This window comes from Agrobacterium sp. A3-95 (genome assembly GCF_053521785.1).
This window is the reverse complement of the sequence record NZ_JBNWDR010000003.1, coordinates 359,237-376,040: the sequence shown is the minus strand read 5'-3', so window position 1 is coordinate 376,040 and position 16,804 is coordinate 359,237. Positions and strand designations below refer to the sequence as shown.

20 protein-coding genes are annotated in these 16,804 nt (G+C 58.2%); 11 read left to right on the top strand and 9 right to left on the bottom strand.

Annotated features, from left to right (window positions below; all coding sequences use genetic code 11):
* Positions 1–35: 35 nt before the first annotated feature.
* Positions 36–425: a DUF6220 domain-containing protein gene (locus tag ACQZ5Y_RS11240; RefSeq protein ID WP_174049805.1), complete on the bottom strand. Its 390-nt coding sequence runs from the start codon at positions 423–425 to the stop codon at positions 36–38.
* Positions 425–1,462 (bottom strand): NAD-dependent epimerase/dehydratase family protein, encoded by a 1,038-nt coding sequence (locus ACQZ5Y_RS11235; RefSeq protein ID WP_065702319.1) that lies wholly within the window; start codon positions 1,460–1,462, stop codon positions 425–427. Before ACQZ5Y_RS11235 ends, ACQZ5Y_RS11240 begins: the two co-directional genes overlap by 1 nt.
* 63 nt (positions 1,463–1,525) lie before the next feature.
* On the opposite strand from ACQZ5Y_RS11235, the gene ACQZ5Y_RS11230 reads away from it, so the two are divergent.
* Positions 1,526–2,497: a LysR family transcriptional regulator gene (locus tag ACQZ5Y_RS11230; protein WP_019565231.1), complete on the top strand. Its 972-nt coding sequence runs from the start codon at positions 1,526–1,528 to the stop codon at positions 2,495–2,497.
* A 109-nt stretch (positions 2,498–2,606) separates the two neighbouring features.
* Here the strand turns inward: ACQZ5Y_RS11230 and ACQZ5Y_RS11225 are convergent, their stop codons facing one another.
* On the bottom strand, positions 2,607–2,873 hold the full coding sequence (locus ACQZ5Y_RS11225) for a DUF2188 domain-containing protein (protein WP_003513427.1): 267 nt from the start codon (positions 2,871–2,873) through the stop codon (positions 2,607–2,609).
* Positions 2,874–3,070: 197 nt separating this feature from the next.
* Between ACQZ5Y_RS11225 and ACQZ5Y_RS11220 the strand changes: the two genes are divergently transcribed.
* Complete coding sequence (locus tag ACQZ5Y_RS11220) at positions 3,071–4,177, top strand: calcium:cation antiporter (protein ID WP_111783583.1); 1,107 nt, start codon at positions 3,071–3,073, stop codon at positions 4,175–4,177.
* 59 nt (positions 4,178–4,236) lie between these two features.
* Here the strand turns inward: ACQZ5Y_RS11220 and ACQZ5Y_RS11215 are convergent, their stop codons facing one another.
* The gene (locus ACQZ5Y_RS11215) at positions 4,237–5,439 is read right to left on the bottom strand and encodes a pyridoxal phosphate-dependent aminotransferase (protein WP_003513431.1); all 1,203 of its coding nucleotides are present in this window, start codon (positions 5,437–5,439) and stop codon (positions 4,237–4,239) included.
* 209 nt (positions 5,440–5,648) lie between these two features.
* Between ACQZ5Y_RS11215 and ACQZ5Y_RS11210 the strand changes: the two genes are divergently transcribed.
* From ACQZ5Y_RS11210 to ACQZ5Y_RS11195, 4 genes are all read left to right on the top strand, one after another.
* Positions 5,649–6,578 (top strand): EAL domain-containing protein, encoded by a 930-nt coding sequence (locus ACQZ5Y_RS11210; RefSeq protein ID WP_035198647.1) that lies wholly within the window; start codon positions 5,649–5,651, stop codon positions 6,576–6,578.
* A 145-nt stretch (positions 6,579–6,723) separates the two neighbouring features.
* Positions 6,724–7,035 (top strand): hypothetical protein, encoded by a 312-nt coding sequence (locus ACQZ5Y_RS11205; protein ID WP_081307400.1) that lies wholly within the window; start codon positions 6,724–6,726, stop codon positions 7,033–7,035.
* Between the two features lie 141 nt (positions 7,036–7,176).
* Positions 7,177–8,079, top strand: a complete 903-nt coding sequence (locus ACQZ5Y_RS11200) for a DMT family transporter (protein ID WP_003513435.1) — start codon at positions 7,177–7,179, stop codon at positions 8,077–8,079.
* A gap of 443 nt (positions 8,080–8,522) precedes the next feature.
* A complete protein-coding gene (locus ACQZ5Y_RS11195) occupies positions 8,523–8,738 on the top strand; it encodes a cold-shock protein (protein WP_003494703.1) in 216 nt (71 codons plus the stop codon).
* Between the two features lie 92 nt (positions 8,739–8,830).
* Here ACQZ5Y_RS11195 and ACQZ5Y_RS11190 read toward each other — a convergent pair whose 3' ends face one another.
* A complete protein-coding gene (locus ACQZ5Y_RS11190) occupies positions 8,831–9,475 on the bottom strand; it encodes an MBL fold metallo-hydrolase (protein ID WP_025594124.1) in 645 nt (214 codons plus the stop codon).
* A 234-nt stretch (positions 9,476–9,709) separates the two neighbouring features.
* Here ACQZ5Y_RS11190 and ACQZ5Y_RS11185 point away from each other — a divergent pair, with 234 nt between their 5' ends.
* The 4 genes from ACQZ5Y_RS11185 to ACQZ5Y_RS11170 all read left to right on the top strand — a co-directional run bounded on the left by ACQZ5Y_RS11185 (position 9,710) and on the right by ACQZ5Y_RS11170 (position 13,165).
* Entirely contained in the window at positions 9,710–10,309 is a 600-nt protein-coding gene (locus tag ACQZ5Y_RS11185) for a DUF1236 domain-containing protein (RefSeq protein ID WP_003513439.1), read from the top strand.
* A 202-nt stretch (positions 10,310–10,511) separates the two neighbouring features.
* A complete protein-coding gene (locus tag ACQZ5Y_RS11180) occupies positions 10,512–11,039 on the top strand; it encodes a MarR family winged helix-turn-helix transcriptional regulator (RefSeq protein WP_003513440.1) in 528 nt (175 codons plus the stop codon).
* 2 nt (positions 11,040–11,041) lie between these two features.
* A complete protein-coding gene (locus tag ACQZ5Y_RS11175) occupies positions 11,042–11,755 on the top strand; it encodes a response regulator (protein ID WP_019565223.1) in 714 nt (237 codons plus the stop codon).
* A 30-nt stretch (positions 11,756–11,785) separates the two neighbouring features.
* Positions 11,786–13,165, top strand: a complete 1,380-nt coding sequence (locus tag ACQZ5Y_RS11170; RefSeq protein WP_003513442.1) for an ATP-binding protein — start codon at positions 11,786–11,788, stop codon at positions 13,163–13,165.
* Positions 13,166–13,286: 121 nt separating this feature from the next.
* Here ACQZ5Y_RS11170 and ACQZ5Y_RS11165 read toward each other — a convergent pair whose 3' ends face one another.
* From ACQZ5Y_RS11165 to ACQZ5Y_RS11150, 4 genes are all read right to left on the bottom strand, one after another.
* The gene (locus ACQZ5Y_RS11165) at positions 13,287–13,628 is read right to left on the bottom strand and encodes a tRNA-binding protein (RefSeq protein ID WP_003513443.1); all 342 of its coding nucleotides are present in this window, start codon (positions 13,626–13,628) and stop codon (positions 13,287–13,289) included.
* A gap of 27 nt (positions 13,629–13,655) precedes the next feature.
* Positions 13,656–14,474, bottom strand: a complete 819-nt coding sequence (gene proC, locus ACQZ5Y_RS11160) for a pyrroline-5-carboxylate reductase (RefSeq protein ID WP_013636581.1) — start codon at positions 14,472–14,474, stop codon at positions 13,656–13,658.
* 2 nt (positions 14,475–14,476) lie between these two features.
* A complete protein-coding gene (locus ACQZ5Y_RS11155) occupies positions 14,477–14,977 on the bottom strand; it encodes a type III secretion system chaperone family protein (RefSeq protein ID WP_006311131.1) in 501 nt (166 codons plus the stop codon).
* Positions 14,978–15,409: 432 nt separating this feature from the next.
* A complete protein-coding gene (locus ACQZ5Y_RS11150; RefSeq protein WP_003513446.1) occupies positions 15,410–15,673 on the bottom strand; it encodes an accessory factor UbiK family protein in 264 nt (87 codons plus the stop codon).
* Positions 15,674–15,981: 308 nt separating this feature from the next.
* Here ACQZ5Y_RS11150 and lgt point away from each other — a divergent pair, with 308 nt between their 5' ends.
* The gene (gene lgt / locus ACQZ5Y_RS11145) at positions 15,982–16,794 is read left to right on the top strand and encodes a prolipoprotein diacylglyceryl transferase (protein WP_162633723.1); all 813 of its coding nucleotides are present in this window, start codon (positions 15,982–15,984) and stop codon (positions 16,792–16,794) included.
* Positions 16,795–16,804: the final 10 nt, after the last annotated feature.

Below are 16,804 nucleotides of genomic sequence, written 5' to 3'. Positions count from 1 at the left end.
CGCACCGCTCCACAGCGGTGCGGCGTTTTGCCGTTTCAGGACAGGCCTCGCGCCTGCCGCGAAGCAAAGTCTGAAAATGCGCCCATCACGAAGGCGTTGGCCACATGCAGCGCCTGCAGAAAGCCACTGCCCGTTTCCCGACCGATGCTCATCAACGCCACCTGAAGGCAGTAGAGAGCGAGCAGCACGAGCGCGCGCCCAAGGTTTGGCCGGAGGTCATCATGACGAAGGGCGAGCACGACTAGAGATACAATGGGAACGGCGATCAGCATGCCAAGCCCTTTGTGAACCACAAGCAGCGATCCGTCATAATAGATCGACAGCCCGGCCAGCAGCACCTGCGCGAAAATCAACACCGGCACGCCTGCCGAAATCACGGCGAACATACGGCGCCGCCGGGAAAATCCATTAGCCACTGTGACCATCACACCCTACCCCCGGCATCGGTCGCATGATGAAGGCCCGCCGGTTGCTGCACCTCGGCGAGACACCCAAGGCTCGCCAATGTTGCCGATACCGCCGCATCGATCGGCGTTCGCGGTTCCGCCCCGAGGAATTCGACAAGCTTGCGGTTGCTCATCCGGATCGGCATCTGCCAGAGATATTTCATTTCCATGACTTCGCGGAACAGGGGAACGAACGGTGCAGCCAGCCCGACGGCTAACCACGAAAGCCGCCGCATCTTGACCGGATGGCCGACGGCCCGCTCGATTGCCCCAACCAGTTGCAGCCCGTCGAAATCCCAGACACCCTCCATGTGGTAGACGGCAAACGTCTGAAGCTCGTCCGAGCGATCGAGCAGCCGTCCGATTATCTCCGCAACATCCGGCAGATAGGCCCATTGATGCCCGGCATTCGGTACTGCTGGATTCTGAACACTGCGAACCGGCTTGCCCGGTCGCACCAGCATCTGCGAAAACCAGTTGTTCTTCGCGTCAGGACCAAAGAAATCACCGGTGCGGACGATCAGGACCGGCACGCCGCGCATCGACGCCATTTTCAAACGCCGCTCCATTTCAACGCGCAAGCCGCCCTTGCGGGTGAAAGGCTTTTGCGGACTGTCCTCCGTCAGAAGCGGAAAGGCATCCGGGCCAAAATTATAGATGCTGCCTGGAAACACGATCCTTGCCCCGCAGGCCTCGGCAGCGGCTATGGTATTTTCGAGCATCGGCAGCACTTGGCTGTTCCAGTTGCGATATCCCGGAGGATTGACCGCATGGACGATGAGCCCGGCGCCTTTTGCCGCCTTCACCACATCCTCCCGGTTCATGGCATCGCCAGTCACGCGCTCGACGCCATCGACGGCATCAACTGGTGCCGATCGGCGAGTCATCGCCCGCACCCGCCAGCCGCGCTGCAATAACATCTTTGAGACATGGCTGCCGACGCCACCATTCGCCCCAACAATCAGCGCCAGAGGCCGGTTGTTCTCTGCTGTATTTGCGTGGATTTCATATATCATTGCCATTACTCCTTCTTCTGGGCTGGAGTATCGGGCCATCAGGCGATATACGAAATTGTCCAAATGAGTGGAGCCGCTATACAAAACCTTATAATCAGAAGCCGCGATGTCAGCTGGGATTTTTACCGCACCTTCCTCAGCGTGCTGCGCGACGGCTCGCTTTCCGCCGCCGCCCGCGAACTCGGCATTACCCAACCGACAGCTGGGCGCCATATCGGAGCGCTGGAAGAGGCCATCGGCTTTCCGCTGTTCATCCGCTCGCCGCACGGGCTGATGCCGACGGAAGCGGCACTGGCGCTCCGGCCCTATGCGGAAAATCTGGCGGCGACGGCTGCGGCCCTTATGCGGGCGGCCTCCGGCGAGGTCGGCAAGATCGAAGGAACCGTGCGTATCAGCGCATCGGACATCATCGGCGTTGAAATGCTGCCGCCGATCATCGCTGCCATGCAGGAGATTCACCCCCGGCTTGAAATAGAACTTTCACTCTCCGACACGCTGGAAGACCTTTTGCGGCGCGAGGCTGATATCGCCATCCGCATGACCGAACCGCAGCAGGATGCCATCGTCATGCGCTATATCGGCAATTTCCGTCTGGGATTTCATGCCACACGCGATTATCTGGCAAGAGCCGGCATCCCGAAAAACATGGAAGAACTGAACAACCACCGTATGATCGGTTTCGACCGCAAGACGCCTTTCATCAGGGCGGCGATCCAGCGCATGCGCTCGCTTGATCCGGAAATACCCGATATCGAAGAAATTTCTTTCGAAATTCGCGCCGACAGCAACCTCGCCCAGCTTGCCATGATCCGCGCCAGCGCAGGCATCGGCGTCTGTCAGATCGGCCTGGCGCGCAAGGATCCGCGGCTTGTCCAGGTCCTTCCGAAAACCGACATCCCGCTGCACGCATGGGTCGCGATGCATGAAAATCTCAAGACCTCGCCGCGATGCCGTGCCGTGTTCAGCGCCCTTGTCGACGGCCTGAAGGCCCACCTGAAGGAAACCGATCCGGGCGCCCCGCCGCAACGACGCTAGCGCCATTACAGCATCGATGCCGCACGGCCTTGCGCCCGCAAATCCGCAAGACAGACCGGCGAAGCATGGAGGGTGATGCTGTTCTCACCGGAAATGTTGACGCACTCCATCAAAACGGTCTGGCCGGCGGTGAAATCTTGTCGACCACTTCCGCCTCCGGCCGGTCGCCGCCCTGGCTGTATTCCTCATGCCACTGGCCGCGTTCGTCCTGATAGCTGATTTCCTCATCATCGCCGCCCACCTGCTGTTCGGCAGCAACGATGCGCGCGGCCTCGACCGCATCGGCATAGGTAGGAAATGTTTCGGAATAAGCGCCGTTCATGCGGTAGGCGAAGCCACCATCATGTTCCACGACTTCATATACCACTTTTGTCATGCATGTTCCTCCTGTTTCAGTAGGCGACATCGCAACCACAACCGCGCTTCAAGCATTGCACCCAACTGGGGACAACACGGCATGAGCAGCATGTCCTCGACCGTAACACTATCCTACCAAAAGCACTCAAGCGCAAATCCTGCTTGATCTTAACGACGATACGTCACAGCCTCACACTCTCAGGGGAAGGGAAATCGATGGCCGGTTCTATTTTAAAGCAGGAGCGCATGTTGCTGCTGGCAATACCGGTGGCAGCCGTCGCCTATATGGCCGAACATGCGATATTCGAGGCCGGCAAAACGGCGTCGCTGATTGCCGCGATCGCCCTGATCGGGATGATCGTTCTGGTGTCGATGCGGGTTGCCCACCACGCCGAAATCCTCGCCGCCAAGGTCGGCGACCCCTATGGCACGATGATACTGACGCTGTCTGCCGTGGCGGTGGAAGTGTTGATCCTTGCCATCATCATGAGCGAATCCAATTCGCCGACGCTCGTGCGTGACACGATCTATTCCGCCGTGATGATCGACATCAACGGCATTCTGGGACTGGCCGCCCTGCTGGGAGGCCTTCGCCACGGCGAGCAGCCCTACAATGACGATTCAGGCAAGACCTACGGCGTCATGATCCTGACTGCCATGGGCATCTCGATGATCGTGCCGGAATTCATCCCAAAGGAAAGCTGGCACGTCTATTCCGCCTTCACCATCTTCGCAATGATCGCGCTTTATGCGCTGTTCCTGAAAATGCAGGTTGGTCCGCACAGCTATTTCTTCAGCTACGCCTATCCCCGCAAGGCTCATCCCAGCGGTCATCCATCCGGCGATCACACGGAGGACGAGGATGAGGGCAGCGTGTCCCTCTCCATCGGTCTCATCATCGCGGGCGTCGTACTGATCGGCGTGCTGGCGGAATTCATGGCGGCCTTCCTAAGCCAGAGCCTCGAGGGCACAAGCGCGCCACCGGCACTGATGGCCGTCGTGGTCGCGACGATCTCCGCATCACCGGAAATCCTGACCGCGCTCAGGTCCGCATTGCGCAACCGCATGCAGGCCGTGGTCAATATCGCCATGGGCGCATCGCTTTCGACGGTCATCCTCACCGTCCCCGTGATGGAGGGCATCGCACTCTACACCGGTCAGCCGTTCATCATGGCGATGACCCCGGTTCAGACGGTCATGGTCTTCATCACCCTCATCGCCGCCGCCATCAACCTCAATGACGGTGAAACCAACGCGATCGAGGGAATGACGCATTTCATCCTCTTCGCCACCTTCATCATGCTGTTGTTTCTCGGGCTTTAGCCGCAACAAAAAAAGCCCGGCATCGCTGCCGGGCTTCTTCGTTAAAGATCGCAAACCGATCAGCGGCAATCGGCGCAGAAGCGCTGGATGCGCTTGCAGGCCTCTTCCAGCAGTGCTTCCGACGTGGCGTAGGAAATGCGGAAGTTCGGGCCGAGGCCGAACGCCGATCCCTGCACGACGGCAACACCTTCGGCTTCCAGAAGCTCGGAGACGAAATCCACATCCGACTCGATGACCTTGCCGGACGGCGCGGTCTTGCCGATCATGCCGGCGCAGGACGGATAGACGTAGAATGCGCCTTCCGGAGCCGGGCAATTGATGCCTTTCGCCTGGTTGAGCATGGAGACGACGAGATCGCGGCGGCCTTCAAAAATCTTCTTGTTGGCCGGAATGAAATCCTGCGTGCCGTTCAGCGCTTCGACAGCCGCCCACTGAGCAATCGAGCTGGCGCCCGAGGTCTGCTGGCCCTGGATCATATCCATGGCCTTGATGAGCGGCAGCGGGCCGGCTGCATAGCCGATACGCCAGCCGGTCATGGCATAGGCCTTGGAGACGCCGTTCATCGTAAGCGTGCGGTCATAGAGCGAAGGCTCCACCTCAACCGGCGTGACGAATTTGAAGTCGCCATAGGTCAGGTGTTCGTACATGTCATCAGTCAGCACCCAGACGTGCGGATGCTTGACCAGCACGTCCGTCAATGCCTTCAGCTCGTCATGCGAATAGGCAGCGCCCGAAGGGTTGGACGGCGAGTTGAAAACGAACCACTTGGTCTTAGGCGTGATCGCCTTTTCCAGCGCTTCCGGCTTCAGCTTGAAATTGTCTTCGAGCGTCGTGTCGACGAAGACAGGCGTACCGCCGCAGATCGCCACCATTTCCGGATAGCTGACCCAGTAAGGTGCAGGAATGACGACTTCGTCACCCGGGTTGAGGGTGGCCATGAAGGCGTTGAAAAGGATCTGCTTGCCACCGGTGCCGACGATGGTCTGCTCCGGCTTGTAGTCCAGACCGTTTTCGCGCTTGAACTTGTCGGCAATCGCCTTGCGCAGTTCAGGAATACCTGAAACGGGCGTGTATTTCGTTTCGCCGCGCTTGATGGCGTCAATGGCGGCTTCCTTGATGTTTTCGGGCGTATCGAAATCCGGCTCGCCGGCGCCAAGGCTGATCACATCGCGGCCCTTCGCTTTAAGCTCACGGGCTTTCTGGGTAACAGCGATGGTGGCGGATGGCTTTACGCGGGAGAGAATGTCGGCAAGGAAGGCCATTTTTAATCGGTCCTGTTGTGGTTGACATCGGCAGAGGCGGAAAATCCTGTCTTCTGCGGCATTTTCTATGTCGAAAGACAGGCGCTCTTTCAAGGTCAAAAGCAGCATATGTGACACGGGGAAGAATTTAAACCTTCCTTAACCCGGAAGTAACGCTTGATGCGCTATATTCTCCGGCTAGAGGTCGTGTCTCTGTAGCTGGTTGAAAAATGGCGCCCAAAAGCATCTTTTCCAGTCTTGTCCGCGAGGTCGATGGCACATGGTCCACGGCCTATGGCACCTTCAACTTGAAATCCGCCCTGCAGCCCATCTTTCGCCGAACGATGAACGGCGCTCTCGACATCGATTCCTTCGAGGGTCTGGTGCGTCCCCATCGCAACGGCGAACCTGTGACACCGGGTGAATTCTTCTCGCTGGTGGCGCCGGAAGATATAGAGAATATCGACAGTATTCTGCGCACGATCCACATTCTCAATACCGGCAGGCTCAATCGTTCGCGCGCCCGCGTTTTCGTTAACTTCCATCCGGGCCTGTTCCAGACCCCGGCCAAGATGCGTCAGGAAGTGGAGCGCATGCGCCTTACCGCCCACGAGGCCGGCATGACGGCAGACCGCATCGTCTGCGAAATCTCCGAGAAAAAAGTCTCCGATACGCAGATGGTCGCCGACTTCGCCTATCATATGCACGACATCGGTTTTCGTGTGGCGCTGGACGATTATGGCGCGGGCGATTCCGACATTGACCGGGTGAAACTCATCAAGCCGGACTATGTGAAATTCGAGGCAGGCTGGGTGCGTGATTTCATGCAGAATTCGGCAGGCGCCGCCCTTCTGCGCGTCATCGTCAGCCAGTTTCGCGACGATGGGATAGAGCCGGTGTTCGAAGGACTGGAAACCGGCAGGCAGGTGGATATCTGCGAGGACCTCGGCGTCCTGCTGATGCAGGGATACGTTTTGGCAAAACCCGAACTCGCGCCGACGAGTTTCGATGCGCGCTTTCCCGAACTCGGCAGCGGATATTTTTCACCCTCGCCAAGGTCGGATAGAAGTACTGCGACACCGGCATTCCCGCGTGAAGACCGCCTCGCCGAGCCGCATACCCTGCGCCAGACCAGAACCTTCGGAAAACGCGGCCTTTAAGGCGGTTGACAGCGAAATTGTCCCGAAATCGGCTTTGCCACGATATTGCCACAATAAATACTGCGGAACGCCTGAATTCGGTCTCCAAGCCGTCCATTTCGAAGCCTCTTTTATCCTTTGAGAACAGGGACAAGAGGCGATCGCCATGTTTACCAACGACAGGACATCAGTTGAACGGTTAAGGGCGCAGAGAACGCTGTTTTCCCTCTGGATGGCCATTGCCGCCTTTCTTGTCGTCGTCACCATGGCCGCCGGGATCGCAACCTCGGCCAATGCAGCCCCTCAGGCAATCGACACCCTGCAGACATCCTCTATTCCGCAGGTGACGGCAACCGCGCGGGCGGGCGGGCACCTGTTGCTGGTTATCTTCTCGGCCGCAGCCTTCATCAGCCTCGGCATAGGCGGCCTCGCGCTTACCCGGCGAAGCCTGAAGGACGAGGCCCGCCGCCACAAGTAAGCCGCCCTCTCCTCGACTTGCGGCATCGGCGTGTTGCTGCTAAAGCACAGGGGAAGTCGTCAGAACGACGTTTCAAAAATCCCCGAAATGCCAAGGCCGCGACGGAATGATCTTCGGGCCCCTGCTGTGCTGGTGCCATCAATGACGCGTATTCAGGCCAACATGCTGCTTCTGCTCGCCGCGGCGATCTGGGGAGGCGGTTTCGTCGCACAATCATCCGCCATGGCCTCGATCGGGCCATTCTGGTTCGTCGGTTTACGCTTCGCCATTGCCGCCATCGCCGTGCTGCCATTCGCCCTGATGGAAAACCGCTCGAAAAAATCGCCGCCACGTCGCAGGGAAATCGGCGGCTTCATCCTTGTGGGCCTCGCCCTGTTCGGCGGCGCGACGACGCAGCAGGTCGGGCTTTTGACTACGACCGTCACGAATTCCAGCTTCCTGACGGGACTTTACGTCATCTTCGTGCCCGTGATCGCCGTCGTTCTTTACCGGCGCCATCCCCACTGGATCGTCTGGCCCGGCGCCCTGATGATGCTGGGTGGAATATTCCTGCTCTCGGGCGGCGCATTCGAGGCGCTGACTCAGGGCGATATTCTCAGCATCATCTGCGCCTTCTTCTGGGCAATCCAGATTACGCTTGCAGGTCGTTTCGTTTCCGAAAGCGGACGGCCGCTTGCGCTCTCATGCACTCAGTTTGCGATTTGCTCTCTCTTGAGTTGCATGATCGGCCTTGCGGTAGAACCCATCAGCATGGCGTCCATAGAGGGGTCGCTGGCGGAAATTCTATACGTCGGCCTCGTATCCTCCGGCCTCGCCTTCGTTTTGCAGGTCGTCGCCCAGCGGTATACGACCGCGCCGCAGGCTGCGATATTTCTGTCTTCAGAGGCGCTTTTCGGTGCCTTGCTTGCGTCGATTTTCCTGAAGGAAACCATTTCCAACGCCGGTTATATCGGCTGCGTGATTATTTTCGCCGCTATATTGATCGTCGAACTGGTGCCGGAACTGACGCGTAAACGGCAAAAAACCGTCGTTGGAACGGCCTGACGCAGAAAGAACTGATTTTTCTGTTTCGAGGAAAAATCGTACCACCGCATTCAAAATTTTGCCCGGAAACCGAAGGCAACCGGCAATTATTTCATCAATTATCAAATATGCGGAAAAAATGTGCGACTACGCGCAGGAATTCTACCGCAGGTTTTTATCCGACAAAAAGCCCGTGAAAACTTTTGCTTGCCAATTTTCCATAAACGCAGCAATCTACTGCGGTTCGGGCAATTTGCGAGCATGGGAAGGCCTATAAATTTGCGCACTGGGGACGCTATAAACCTCGGGCGGTGGGACGAAAAACGTTGGATGAGAACGCCATTACTTCCCGCTGTGAAGGTCCTTTTTCTCAATAGTCAAGAGCTGCCTGCCAACGCCCTCGCGGGGCAAAACTGTAATGCTGCCTGTAGCTGAACGCGGGCAGAGCGAAAAGGACCTGATGCATGGCCGAAACTGGCACCGTAAAATTCTTCAACACAGACAAAGGCTTCGGCTTCATCAAGCCAGACAATGGTGGCGCTGATATCTTTGTTCACATCTCTGCCGTACAGGCTTCCGGCCTGTCCGGACTTTCAGAAAATCAGAAAGTGAGCTTCGACACGGAACCGGATCGTCGCGGCAAGGGCCCGAAGGCAGTCAATCTGCAGATTGCTGGCTAACCCTAAAACGGCTTTCATTTCTAGTTGAAGCCCGGCAGGAATGCCGGGTTTTTTTATGCCCAATCCGGAGGCGTCAATACGCGCCCGGAAATTCAGATCCCCTTGAGATAGGGGTTGGTGCGCCGCTCCTCGCCAAGCCGCCCGCCGGGGCCATGGCCGCAGATAAATCCGACATCATCACCCAGCGGCAGCAGCTTGTCGCGAATGGACGCCATCAATTGCTCGTGGTTTCCGCCCGGCAGGTCGGTACGCCCCACCGACCCCGCAAACAGCACATCGCCGACATGGGCGAATTGCTGGTCGCGATTATAGTAGATGACGTGACCTGGAGCGTGGCCCGGGCAATGGTAGACTTCAAAGACATGATCCCCGAACGATACCGTGTCGCCCTCATTCAGCCACCTGTCCGGCAAAACGTTCTGAAGACCGCTGATGCCGTATTTCTCAGCCTGGGTCTCGATCCTCTCGAGCAGCGGCCGATCGTCCTCATGCGGGCCGATCACCGGCAGGGAAAGCTTCTCGCGCAGTTCCTTGGCGCCGCCGGCATGGTCGAGATGGCCGTGCGTCAGCCAGATTTCCTTGAGCGCGATGCCGTTTTCGGAAACCACCTGAAGAATGACATCCACATCCCCACCGGGATCGACGACAACGCCTTCCTTCGTATCCTCATCGAAGAGAATGGTGCAGTTCTGCTCGAACGGCGTGACCGGAATAATGCCCGCCTGCAACTTTCCCATATCCCGTGTCTCCCTGTCTAACAAATCCGGCCTCCTATAGCCTGCGGCCGGTTCCGGCACAATGGCGGAGGAAAAAGCAACGGTTTCAAGTGACCTTGCTACTTCTAAAAACTATGAGTTAATCCAATTAGATATCGGAAATTTTCCCGCTCGAGACGGGAGGTATCTGTGAAAAATGTGGAACGCCCTGAAGGCTGCGACGTTGTAGGTCCAGTCTTTAAAGGAGTGAGACACATGGACAAGACGCTTAAAATGCTCATGGCTGGCGGCGCTTTCGCCCTGATGGCCGGTTACGCAAACGCCGCCATGGTCGCCACAACAGCATCGGACGTTTCCGTTCGCTCGGGCCCAGGCGAGGATTATCCCGAGCTTGGCCTTGCCACCCGTGGCAGCAACGCGGTTCTGGATGGCTGCATGGACGGCAGCAGCTGGTGCCGCATCGAAGTCAACGGCCTGCGCGGCTGGGCACATGCGGATTATCTGAATGTCATGTATGAGGGCTCTCCCGTCATTCTCGAACAGCGCCGCTCCGATATCAGCGTGCCGGTCGTGACTTACGAGAAGACCTCGAGCGTACAGGCAGAACCCAACCCCGGCGACCCGAACCTTGGCCGCGTTGGTGAAGTCAATCCGCCCGAAACAGTCATCTCCTATATTGACGAGCACCCTGCGGACACTGTCACCTTTGATGGCGAGGTAGCGGTCGGCAGCACCCTGCCCTCCGATACCCGGCTCGTGGAAATCCCTGATTACCAGTATCGCTACGTTCAGGTGAACGACGTGCCTGTTCTGGTGGAGCCATCGACGCGCCGGATTGTCTACGTCTACCAGTAGACGCGAACTCGATACCGGCAGCATGAAACCAATGAAGAGCGCGGGCTTTCCGCGCTCTTTTCTATTTCCGGTAAAGGTCAGTCAGGATTCCAGTTGCACCGGCACCCGCAGCATATTATCCACCGCAACAGAAAATGATCGCGGCATCCTCCCGAGCGGACGCATTTTCGGCTATGTTTACAGAATATTGGCGCATCGACGTATGTCAGCCGCAGAATATGAAGGAACCGCAGTGCCACCGCAATCGCTCAAAACCGCAGCCGCCAGGCAGACACCGGCACTCCCGAAGGTTGACGACGGCAAGATCGACTTCGATACGATAGAGGCGCTGTTCTTCGCGTATCGCGATTTCGTCTCCGATCCAGATGTCATTCTTTCGAAACTGGAATATGGGCGCGCGCATCACCGGGTAGTCTATTTCGTCAGCAGGCAGCCCGGCATGACGGTGGCGGATCTGCTCGACACCCTGCAGATCACCAAGCAGAGCCTTGCCCGCGTGCTCAAGCAATTGATCGACGACGGTTATATCCGTCAGATGGCTGGCCCGGAAGACCGCCGCCAGCGCAGGCTCTATCCGACGCTGACAGGGCGCGAACTGGCGCTGGCGCTGAGCGAGCCGCAGTCGCGCCGGATCGACCGTGCGCTGGAAGGGCTTGGACCCGACGCCCGCGCTTGCGTTCGCAAGTTTCTGGCGCAGATGCGCAGCCCGACACCGGGGGAAGGCGACTGACGATGGCCACGGCAACGACAAAACTCCCCCCCGCTGATGACGATGCGGCCCACCTTCTGATCGTCGATGACGACGCCCGCATTCGCAATCTTCTGCAACGTTTCCTCGGCGACAAGGGATACCGCATCTCCGTCGCAGCCGATGCGGCAGAAGCCCGGCGCAAGATGGTCGGCATCCGTTTCGACCTTCTCATTCTCGACGTGATGATGCCGGGGGAAAACGGGCTTTCGCTCACCCGGTCGCTGAACGAGAACAAATCCGTGCCGGTCATTCTCCTGACCGCCCGCTCGGAGGCGGATTCCCGAATTGCTGGGCTGGAAGCCGGCGCGGATGATTATCTAGCAAAGCCTTTCGATCCGCGCGAACTTGTCCTTCGTATCAACAACATCCTGCGGCGCAACACTTCGCCGGATACGCCCAAGATCGAACAGATCATGTTCGGCCCCTACAGCTTCTCTATCCCCAGGAAGGAATTGCGGCGCGGCCCTGAAACGATCCGCCTGACGGATCGCGAACAGGAGATCATGCTGCTCTTTGCACTTCGCGCCGGCGATACCATTCCACGGCACGAGCTGGTCGAGGCGGAATCCGAAGTGGGCGAAAGAACAATCGACGTGCAGATCAACCGCCTTCGCCGCAAGATCGAGGACGACCCTGCCAACCCGGTCTACCTGCAAACGGTGCGTGGCATCGGCTACCGCCTGAGCGTGGATTGACAAGGACAAACGAAAGGCGGGCGCACAGCCATGGCGAGCCTCGATTTTCTAATCACTGTCAGGAATAGCGGCGTAGCGAAGACCTGGCGCGCATTTACCAGATGGCTTCGCCACTGGCTGCCCACCGGGCTTTATACACGCTCGCTGCTGATCATCATCCTGCCGATGATCCTGCTTCAGGGCGTTGTCGCGGCCGTTTTCATGGAGCGTCACTGGCAGCTGGTTACCGAGCGCCTTTCCTCAGCCGTAACGCGCGATATCGCAGCGATCATCGAGCTTCTGCAAACTGATGAGGAAGAAGACGACTATCAGCGCGTCATCCGCATCGCTCGCGAGAAGCTGGGTCTCAGCATCTACATCGAGCCGAAGGCCGATTTGCCGGCCCCGAGACCAGAACCGTTGTTTTCCATTCTGGATACGATCCTCGCCAATCAGCTGACCCAGCAAATCGGCCGGCCATTCTGGATCGATACTTATGGCAACGGTTCCCTGGTTGAAATACGTGTCCAGCTCGAAGACAAGACGCTCCGCGTCTTTACCAGTCGCAGCGCCGCCTATGCCTCCAACACGCATATCTTCCTTGTCTGGATGGTCGGTGCATCGCTGGTTCTGATCGCCATTTCCATCCTGTTCCTGCGCGGGCAGATCAAGCCTATCGAAGCGCTTGCCAAGGCGGCCGAAAATTTCGGCAGGGGCCAGAAGATCAGCGCCTATTCCCCACGCGGCGCAGACGAGGTGCGGCGGGCGGGTCTTGCTTTCATATTGATGCGCGAACGCATCGAGCGGCAGATGGAACAGCGCACTGCCATGCTGAACGGTGTCAGCCACGACCTGCGCACCATCCTCACCCGTTTCAAGCTGCAACTCGCGCTTGCCGGCGACAATCCTGATCTGGAAGGGTTGGACAAGGATGTCGAGGACATGCAGTCGATGCTGGAGGCCTACCTCACCTTTGCCCGCACCGATGTCGAGGAGGATGTCGGCACGCTGGAGCTTCCGGCACTTCTGGAAAAAATCGACTATGATTTCGAGCTGCACGGCAAGAAATTCAGCTACGAGCTATATAATATCGACCAGATCATCGCGCGCCCGAATGCCCTCTCCCGCCTCGTCGCCAATCTCGCGGAGAATGCCCGGCGCTATGCCAGCAAGCTCCATATCGACATCCGCAAGGCTCCACGCTCCATCATCATGACGTTTGATGATGACGGGCCGGGTATTCCGGAAGCGTCAAGGGAGGATGTCTTCAAGCCGTTCTTCCGGCTGGACGAGGCACGCAACCTCAACGCCTCTGGCACCGGGCTCGGCCTCTCCATCGTCCGCGACATCGCCCGCAGCCATGGCGGTGACGTATCGCTGGACGACAGCCCGATGGGCGGATTGCGGGTAATCGTCAAAATTCCGGCGTAGAGCAGCGGAGAGAAAAATGTGACGCGGCTCGCCCGCTTGCGTCATTCCAGCCTTGAACCGGAACGACGGAGAAAGAATGTTCAGCCTGCGCAATCTTCTGGTTGCGTGTTGTTGTGCGTTCTCAGCACATTTTCTCGCCGTTCGGCACCGGCCGCTCCACCGCGGCAAGCACGATGTCGCCGTTGCCATCGGCAAACCCCAGTGTCAGAACTTCGGAGCGGAACGGGCCAATCTGGCGCGGTGGAAAATTCACCACACCCAGCACCTGTCGGCCGATCAGACTTTCCGGGGTATAATGCACCGTGATTTGCGCCGAGGATTTCTTGATGCCGATCTCGGGGCCGAAATCGATCTTCACCTTGATCGCCGGCTTGCGTGCTTCCGGAAAAGGCTCTGCCTCAACGATCGTGCCGACACGGATATCGACCTTCTCGAAATCGGCATAGGAAATTTCACTGCTCATGCCATGCTCCCGCCAGCCTGCTCGTCTTCAACCAGCCAGTTCTTCGGCGCGATTTTTCGCCGCAGCGATCGCCTTGTCAAACAGGGGCTGCATGCCGTCTTCGGCCATCAGCACCGAAAGTGCGGCGGCCGTTGTACCGCCCGGCGAGGTAACGTTCTGGCGCAGGCGCGCCGCCTCGTCAGAAGACTGATGCAGGAGTTCGCCAGCACCGGCCACGGTTTCACGCGCCAGCCGCATGGCTATATCCGCCGGCAGACCTGCCTTGCGACCGGCTTCCGCCATGCATTCAACCAGATAGAAGACATAGGCCGGACCGCTTCCCGAAACCGCGGTAACCGCGTCGATATCGCTTTCGGTTTCCACCCATTCGACCGGACCGCTGACCTTCAGCAATCCATCCACCACGGCTTTAAGTGCCGGCGTCACCAATTCGTTGGCATAGGCGCCCGTCACGCCACGGCCAACCATGGCCGGCGTGTTCGGCATGGCCCGCACGGCGGCGACCGAGCCGAAATGCGAAACGAAAGTGCCGATGGTGGTGCCGGCCGCAATCGAAACCACCACGGTCTCGGGTCCGAGCAAGGGCTTGAGGGAGGGTAGCACTGCTTCCATCATCTGCGGTTTTACCGCGACAAACAGAATGCCCGCCTTCACGCCGTCAGGCACGCTTTCGCTATGCGTGGCGCCCGCTTCCGCAATTGTCGTGCGCATGGCGTCGGAGGGGCGCGGATCGATGACGATAACCTGCGAACCCGGCACGCCCTTTTTCAGCCAGCCCGAAAGCAAAGCGCCGCCCATATTGCCCGCCCCAACGAGGACGAGAGGACCGGAAGCCCTATAGACCATTTTCAAGCTTCTCCGACGGTCTCGAACATGACCGCTTCAATTGCACTTTTCGCATCCAGCCCCGACCATACGACGAACTGGAATGCCTGATAATATTGTTCGCATGCCTCAAGCGCGCTGGAAAGCAGCACTTCCACCTGCTGGTTGTTAGGCTCCGCACCGCCAGCCAGAAGCAGCGACTGGCGGAAGATCACAACATCTTCCTGCCGCCACAGATCGAAATGACCCATCAGTACCTGGCCGTTGACCTGAGACAACAGGCGAATGACTTCGTTGACGCGCTGATCGGGCACCTTGATGTCGAAGGCGCAGGCCAGATGCAGTGCCTCGAAATCTTCCATCCAGGAAAAGGAAACGTGATAATCGGCCCAGTGGCCCGCCACCGTCATGGCGATCTCGTCTTCGCCAGAACGTTCGAACGACCAGTCGTTCGAGGCGGCGACAATCTCGATCATGTCCACGGGATTGGACTGGCGCTCAATTTCAAATTCTATCAGGCTCATGCGGCACCTTCTCATCCGGTATGGATGTTCTGTTTTGAACGCCGGGCACAAAACGCACACACAAACCGGATTCAACACTTGAGACGATTGCCCGACACCAACAGAGTTACACATTCACCCTGTGTGGAGCTTACCAGGTTCGTTTCGAATCATCATTTAAAATCAGTGTATAATGGCCGAGTCCTGCTGCCACCCCTCGGGCAGCATTTTTACTTTTTGAACAGTGGATATCTTCTCCCCCATCACCTCAGGCGAGATACATAAGCGACTCTGGCAATTGCGTTTTTTGGAAGTGTCCACAGGCCTCAAAAAATTAACGATGGAGGCAGGTCCGGATCGACAGGGAATAATTTCGGGTTGCATGGCCCGCAAACAAAAAGTCCCGGAATCGCAGGCGATCCGGGAACTCTTGATGAAAAAGCGCGAAAAGAATCAATCCTTGGCAGCAGAAAGCTTTGCTTCCAGAGCCTCGATGCGAGCGCGCAACGCATCGTTTTCATCGCGCGCCTTGATCGCCATCTCGCGCACCGCGTCGAATTCCTCGCGCTTGACCACGTCGAGGCTGTTCAGCCAGCGATCCGCCTGTGCGTGCAAGGCAGCCTCGGCCTCTTTGCGCATTCCCTGCGCAGCGCCCGCCGCATCGGTCATCAGCTTGGCGAATTCATCCAGAAAACGATTGGTGCCTGTCGTGCTCATGGCCCTGTTCCTTCGTCGGTTCAGGGAGCGTTCCGTTCCCTGCTGTTGATGCCTTTCAGGTAGGCACTCGACAGCCGCCTTGCAAGCAAAATCGAAAAATCCGCATGGCTTGCAATGGCCTTCGGCATCGCAAAGCGTCTCTTGAAGAATAATCTTGACCGGCGCTGCGGCAATCGCCATTTTCCTCGCGTAAAGAGACCGGAGAGCATCATCGCCCGGCTCCTTGAGGCAATGGGTCATTCTGTTGTCCGCCCAGCAACGATGACGGAATATACGGATTGTTAGCCGCTCCCACCCAACTTGCCATCATGCCATTTCCGAATATCGATCCGGTTGCCCTGTCTCTCGGGCCTCTGGCGATCCATTGGTACGGCATTGCCTATGTCGCCGGCATCATGCTCGGCTGGTTTTATGCCCGCCGCATTGCGCTTACGCCTCGCCTGTGGCCAAACGATACATCGCCAATCTCGGCGCAGCATCTTGACGACTTCATCCTGTGGGCAGCCGGCGGCATCGTGCTTGGCGGGCGCATCGGCTACATCCTGTTTTACGATCTTGGCGCCGTCGCCGCAAACCCTATAAGAGCACTTGAGATATGGAACGGCGGCATGTCGTTCCATGGCGGCCTGATCGGCACGACCATCGCCATGATCCTCTTCGCCCGCAAGAACGGCATCCCTGTCTGGAGCATGTTCGATATCATCGCAGCCGTCGCACCTGTCGGCCTGCTGTTCGGACGCATCGCCAATTTCATCAATGGCGAATTGTGGGGACGTATCGCCGACGTTCCCTGGGCCGTCGTGTTCCCGACCGGCGGGCCGTTTGCGCGTCACCCCAGCCAGCTTTACGAAGCGGGACTTGAAGGCCTCGTTCTCCTCGTCATTCTGGCGGTCACCATCTACGTTTTCAGGGCGCTCAAAACACCTGGCATCGTAACCGGCATCTTCGTTTGCGGTTACGCGCTGTCGCGCATCTTCGTGGAATTCTTCCGCGAGCCGGACGCCCAGATCGGTTATCTCGCGGGCAACTGGCTGACCATGGGCATGGTACTCTCCACGCCGATGTTCCTTCTTGGCCTCTGGGCCGTCTTGCGTGCGCGGCGCGCGAAAATACGCGCTTAAGCGGAATGGC

Coding starts and splice junctions, on each gene's coding strand:
- lgt (WP_162633723.1), top strand. CDS start 15,982: ATGCCATTTCCGAATATCGATCCGGTTGCCCTGTCTCTCGGGCCTCTG.
- ACQZ5Y_RS11210 (WP_035198647.1), top strand. CDS start 5,649: ATGGCGCCCAAAAGCATCTTTTCCAGTCTTGTCCGCGAGGTCGATGGC.
- ACQZ5Y_RS11175 (WP_019565223.1), top strand. CDS start 11,042: ATGGCCACGGCAACGACAAAACTCCCCCCCGCTGATGACGATGCGGCC.
- ACQZ5Y_RS11170 (WP_003513442.1), top strand. CDS start 11,786: ATGGCGAGCCTCGATTTTCTAATCACTGTCAGGAATAGCGGCGTAGCG.
- ACQZ5Y_RS11215 (WP_003513431.1), bottom strand. CDS start 5,439: ATGGCCTTCCTTGCCGACATTCTCTCCCGCGTAAAGCCATCCGCCACC.
- ACQZ5Y_RS11230 (WP_019565231.1), top strand. CDS start 1,526: ATGAGTGGAGCCGCTATACAAAACCTTATAATCAGAAGCCGCGATGTC.
- ACQZ5Y_RS11165 (WP_003513443.1), bottom strand. CDS start 13,628: ATGAGCAGTGAAATTTCCTATGCCGATTTCGAGAAGGTCGATATCCGT.
- ACQZ5Y_RS11240 (WP_174049805.1), bottom strand. CDS start 425: ATGGTCACAGTGGCTAATGGATTTTCCCGGCGGCGCCGTATGTTCGCC.
- proC (WP_013636581.1), bottom strand. CDS start 14,474: ATGGTCTATAGGGCTTCCGGTCCTCTCGTCCTCGTTGGGGCGGGCAAT.
- ACQZ5Y_RS11205 (WP_081307400.1), top strand. CDS start 6,724: ATGTTTACCAACGACAGGACATCAGTTGAACGGTTAAGGGCGCAGAGA.
- ACQZ5Y_RS11155 (WP_006311131.1), bottom strand. CDS start 14,977: ATGAGCCTGATAGAATTTGAAATTGAGCGCCAGTCCAATCCCGTGGAC.
- ACQZ5Y_RS11180 (WP_003513440.1), top strand. CDS start 10,512: ATGTCAGCCGCAGAATATGAAGGAACCGCAGTGCCACCGCAATCGCTC.
- ACQZ5Y_RS11185 (WP_003513439.1), top strand. CDS start 9,710: ATGGACAAGACGCTTAAAATGCTCATGGCTGGCGGCGCTTTCGCCCTG.
- ACQZ5Y_RS11225 (WP_003513427.1), bottom strand. CDS start 2,873: ATGACAAAAGTGGTATATGAAGTCGTGGAACATGATGGTGGCTTCGCC.
- ACQZ5Y_RS11220 (WP_111783583.1), top strand. CDS start 3,071: ATGGCCGGTTCTATTTTAAAGCAGGAGCGCATGTTGCTGCTGGCAATA.
- ACQZ5Y_RS11190 (WP_025594124.1), bottom strand. CDS start 9,475: ATGGGAAAGTTGCAGGCGGGCATTATTCCGGTCACGCCGTTCGAGCAG.
- ACQZ5Y_RS11195 (WP_003494703.1), top strand. CDS start 8,523: ATGGCCGAAACTGGCACCGTAAAATTCTTCAACACAGACAAAGGCTTC.
- ACQZ5Y_RS11150 (WP_003513446.1), bottom strand. CDS start 15,673: ATGAGCACGACAGGCACCAATCGTTTTCTGGATGAATTCGCCAAGCTG.
- ACQZ5Y_RS11235 (WP_065702319.1), bottom strand. CDS start 1,462: ATGATATATGAAATCCACGCAAATACAGCAGAGAACAACCGGCCTCTG.
- ACQZ5Y_RS11200 (WP_003513435.1), top strand. CDS start 7,177: ATGACGCGTATTCAGGCCAACATGCTGCTTCTGCTCGCCGCGGCGATC.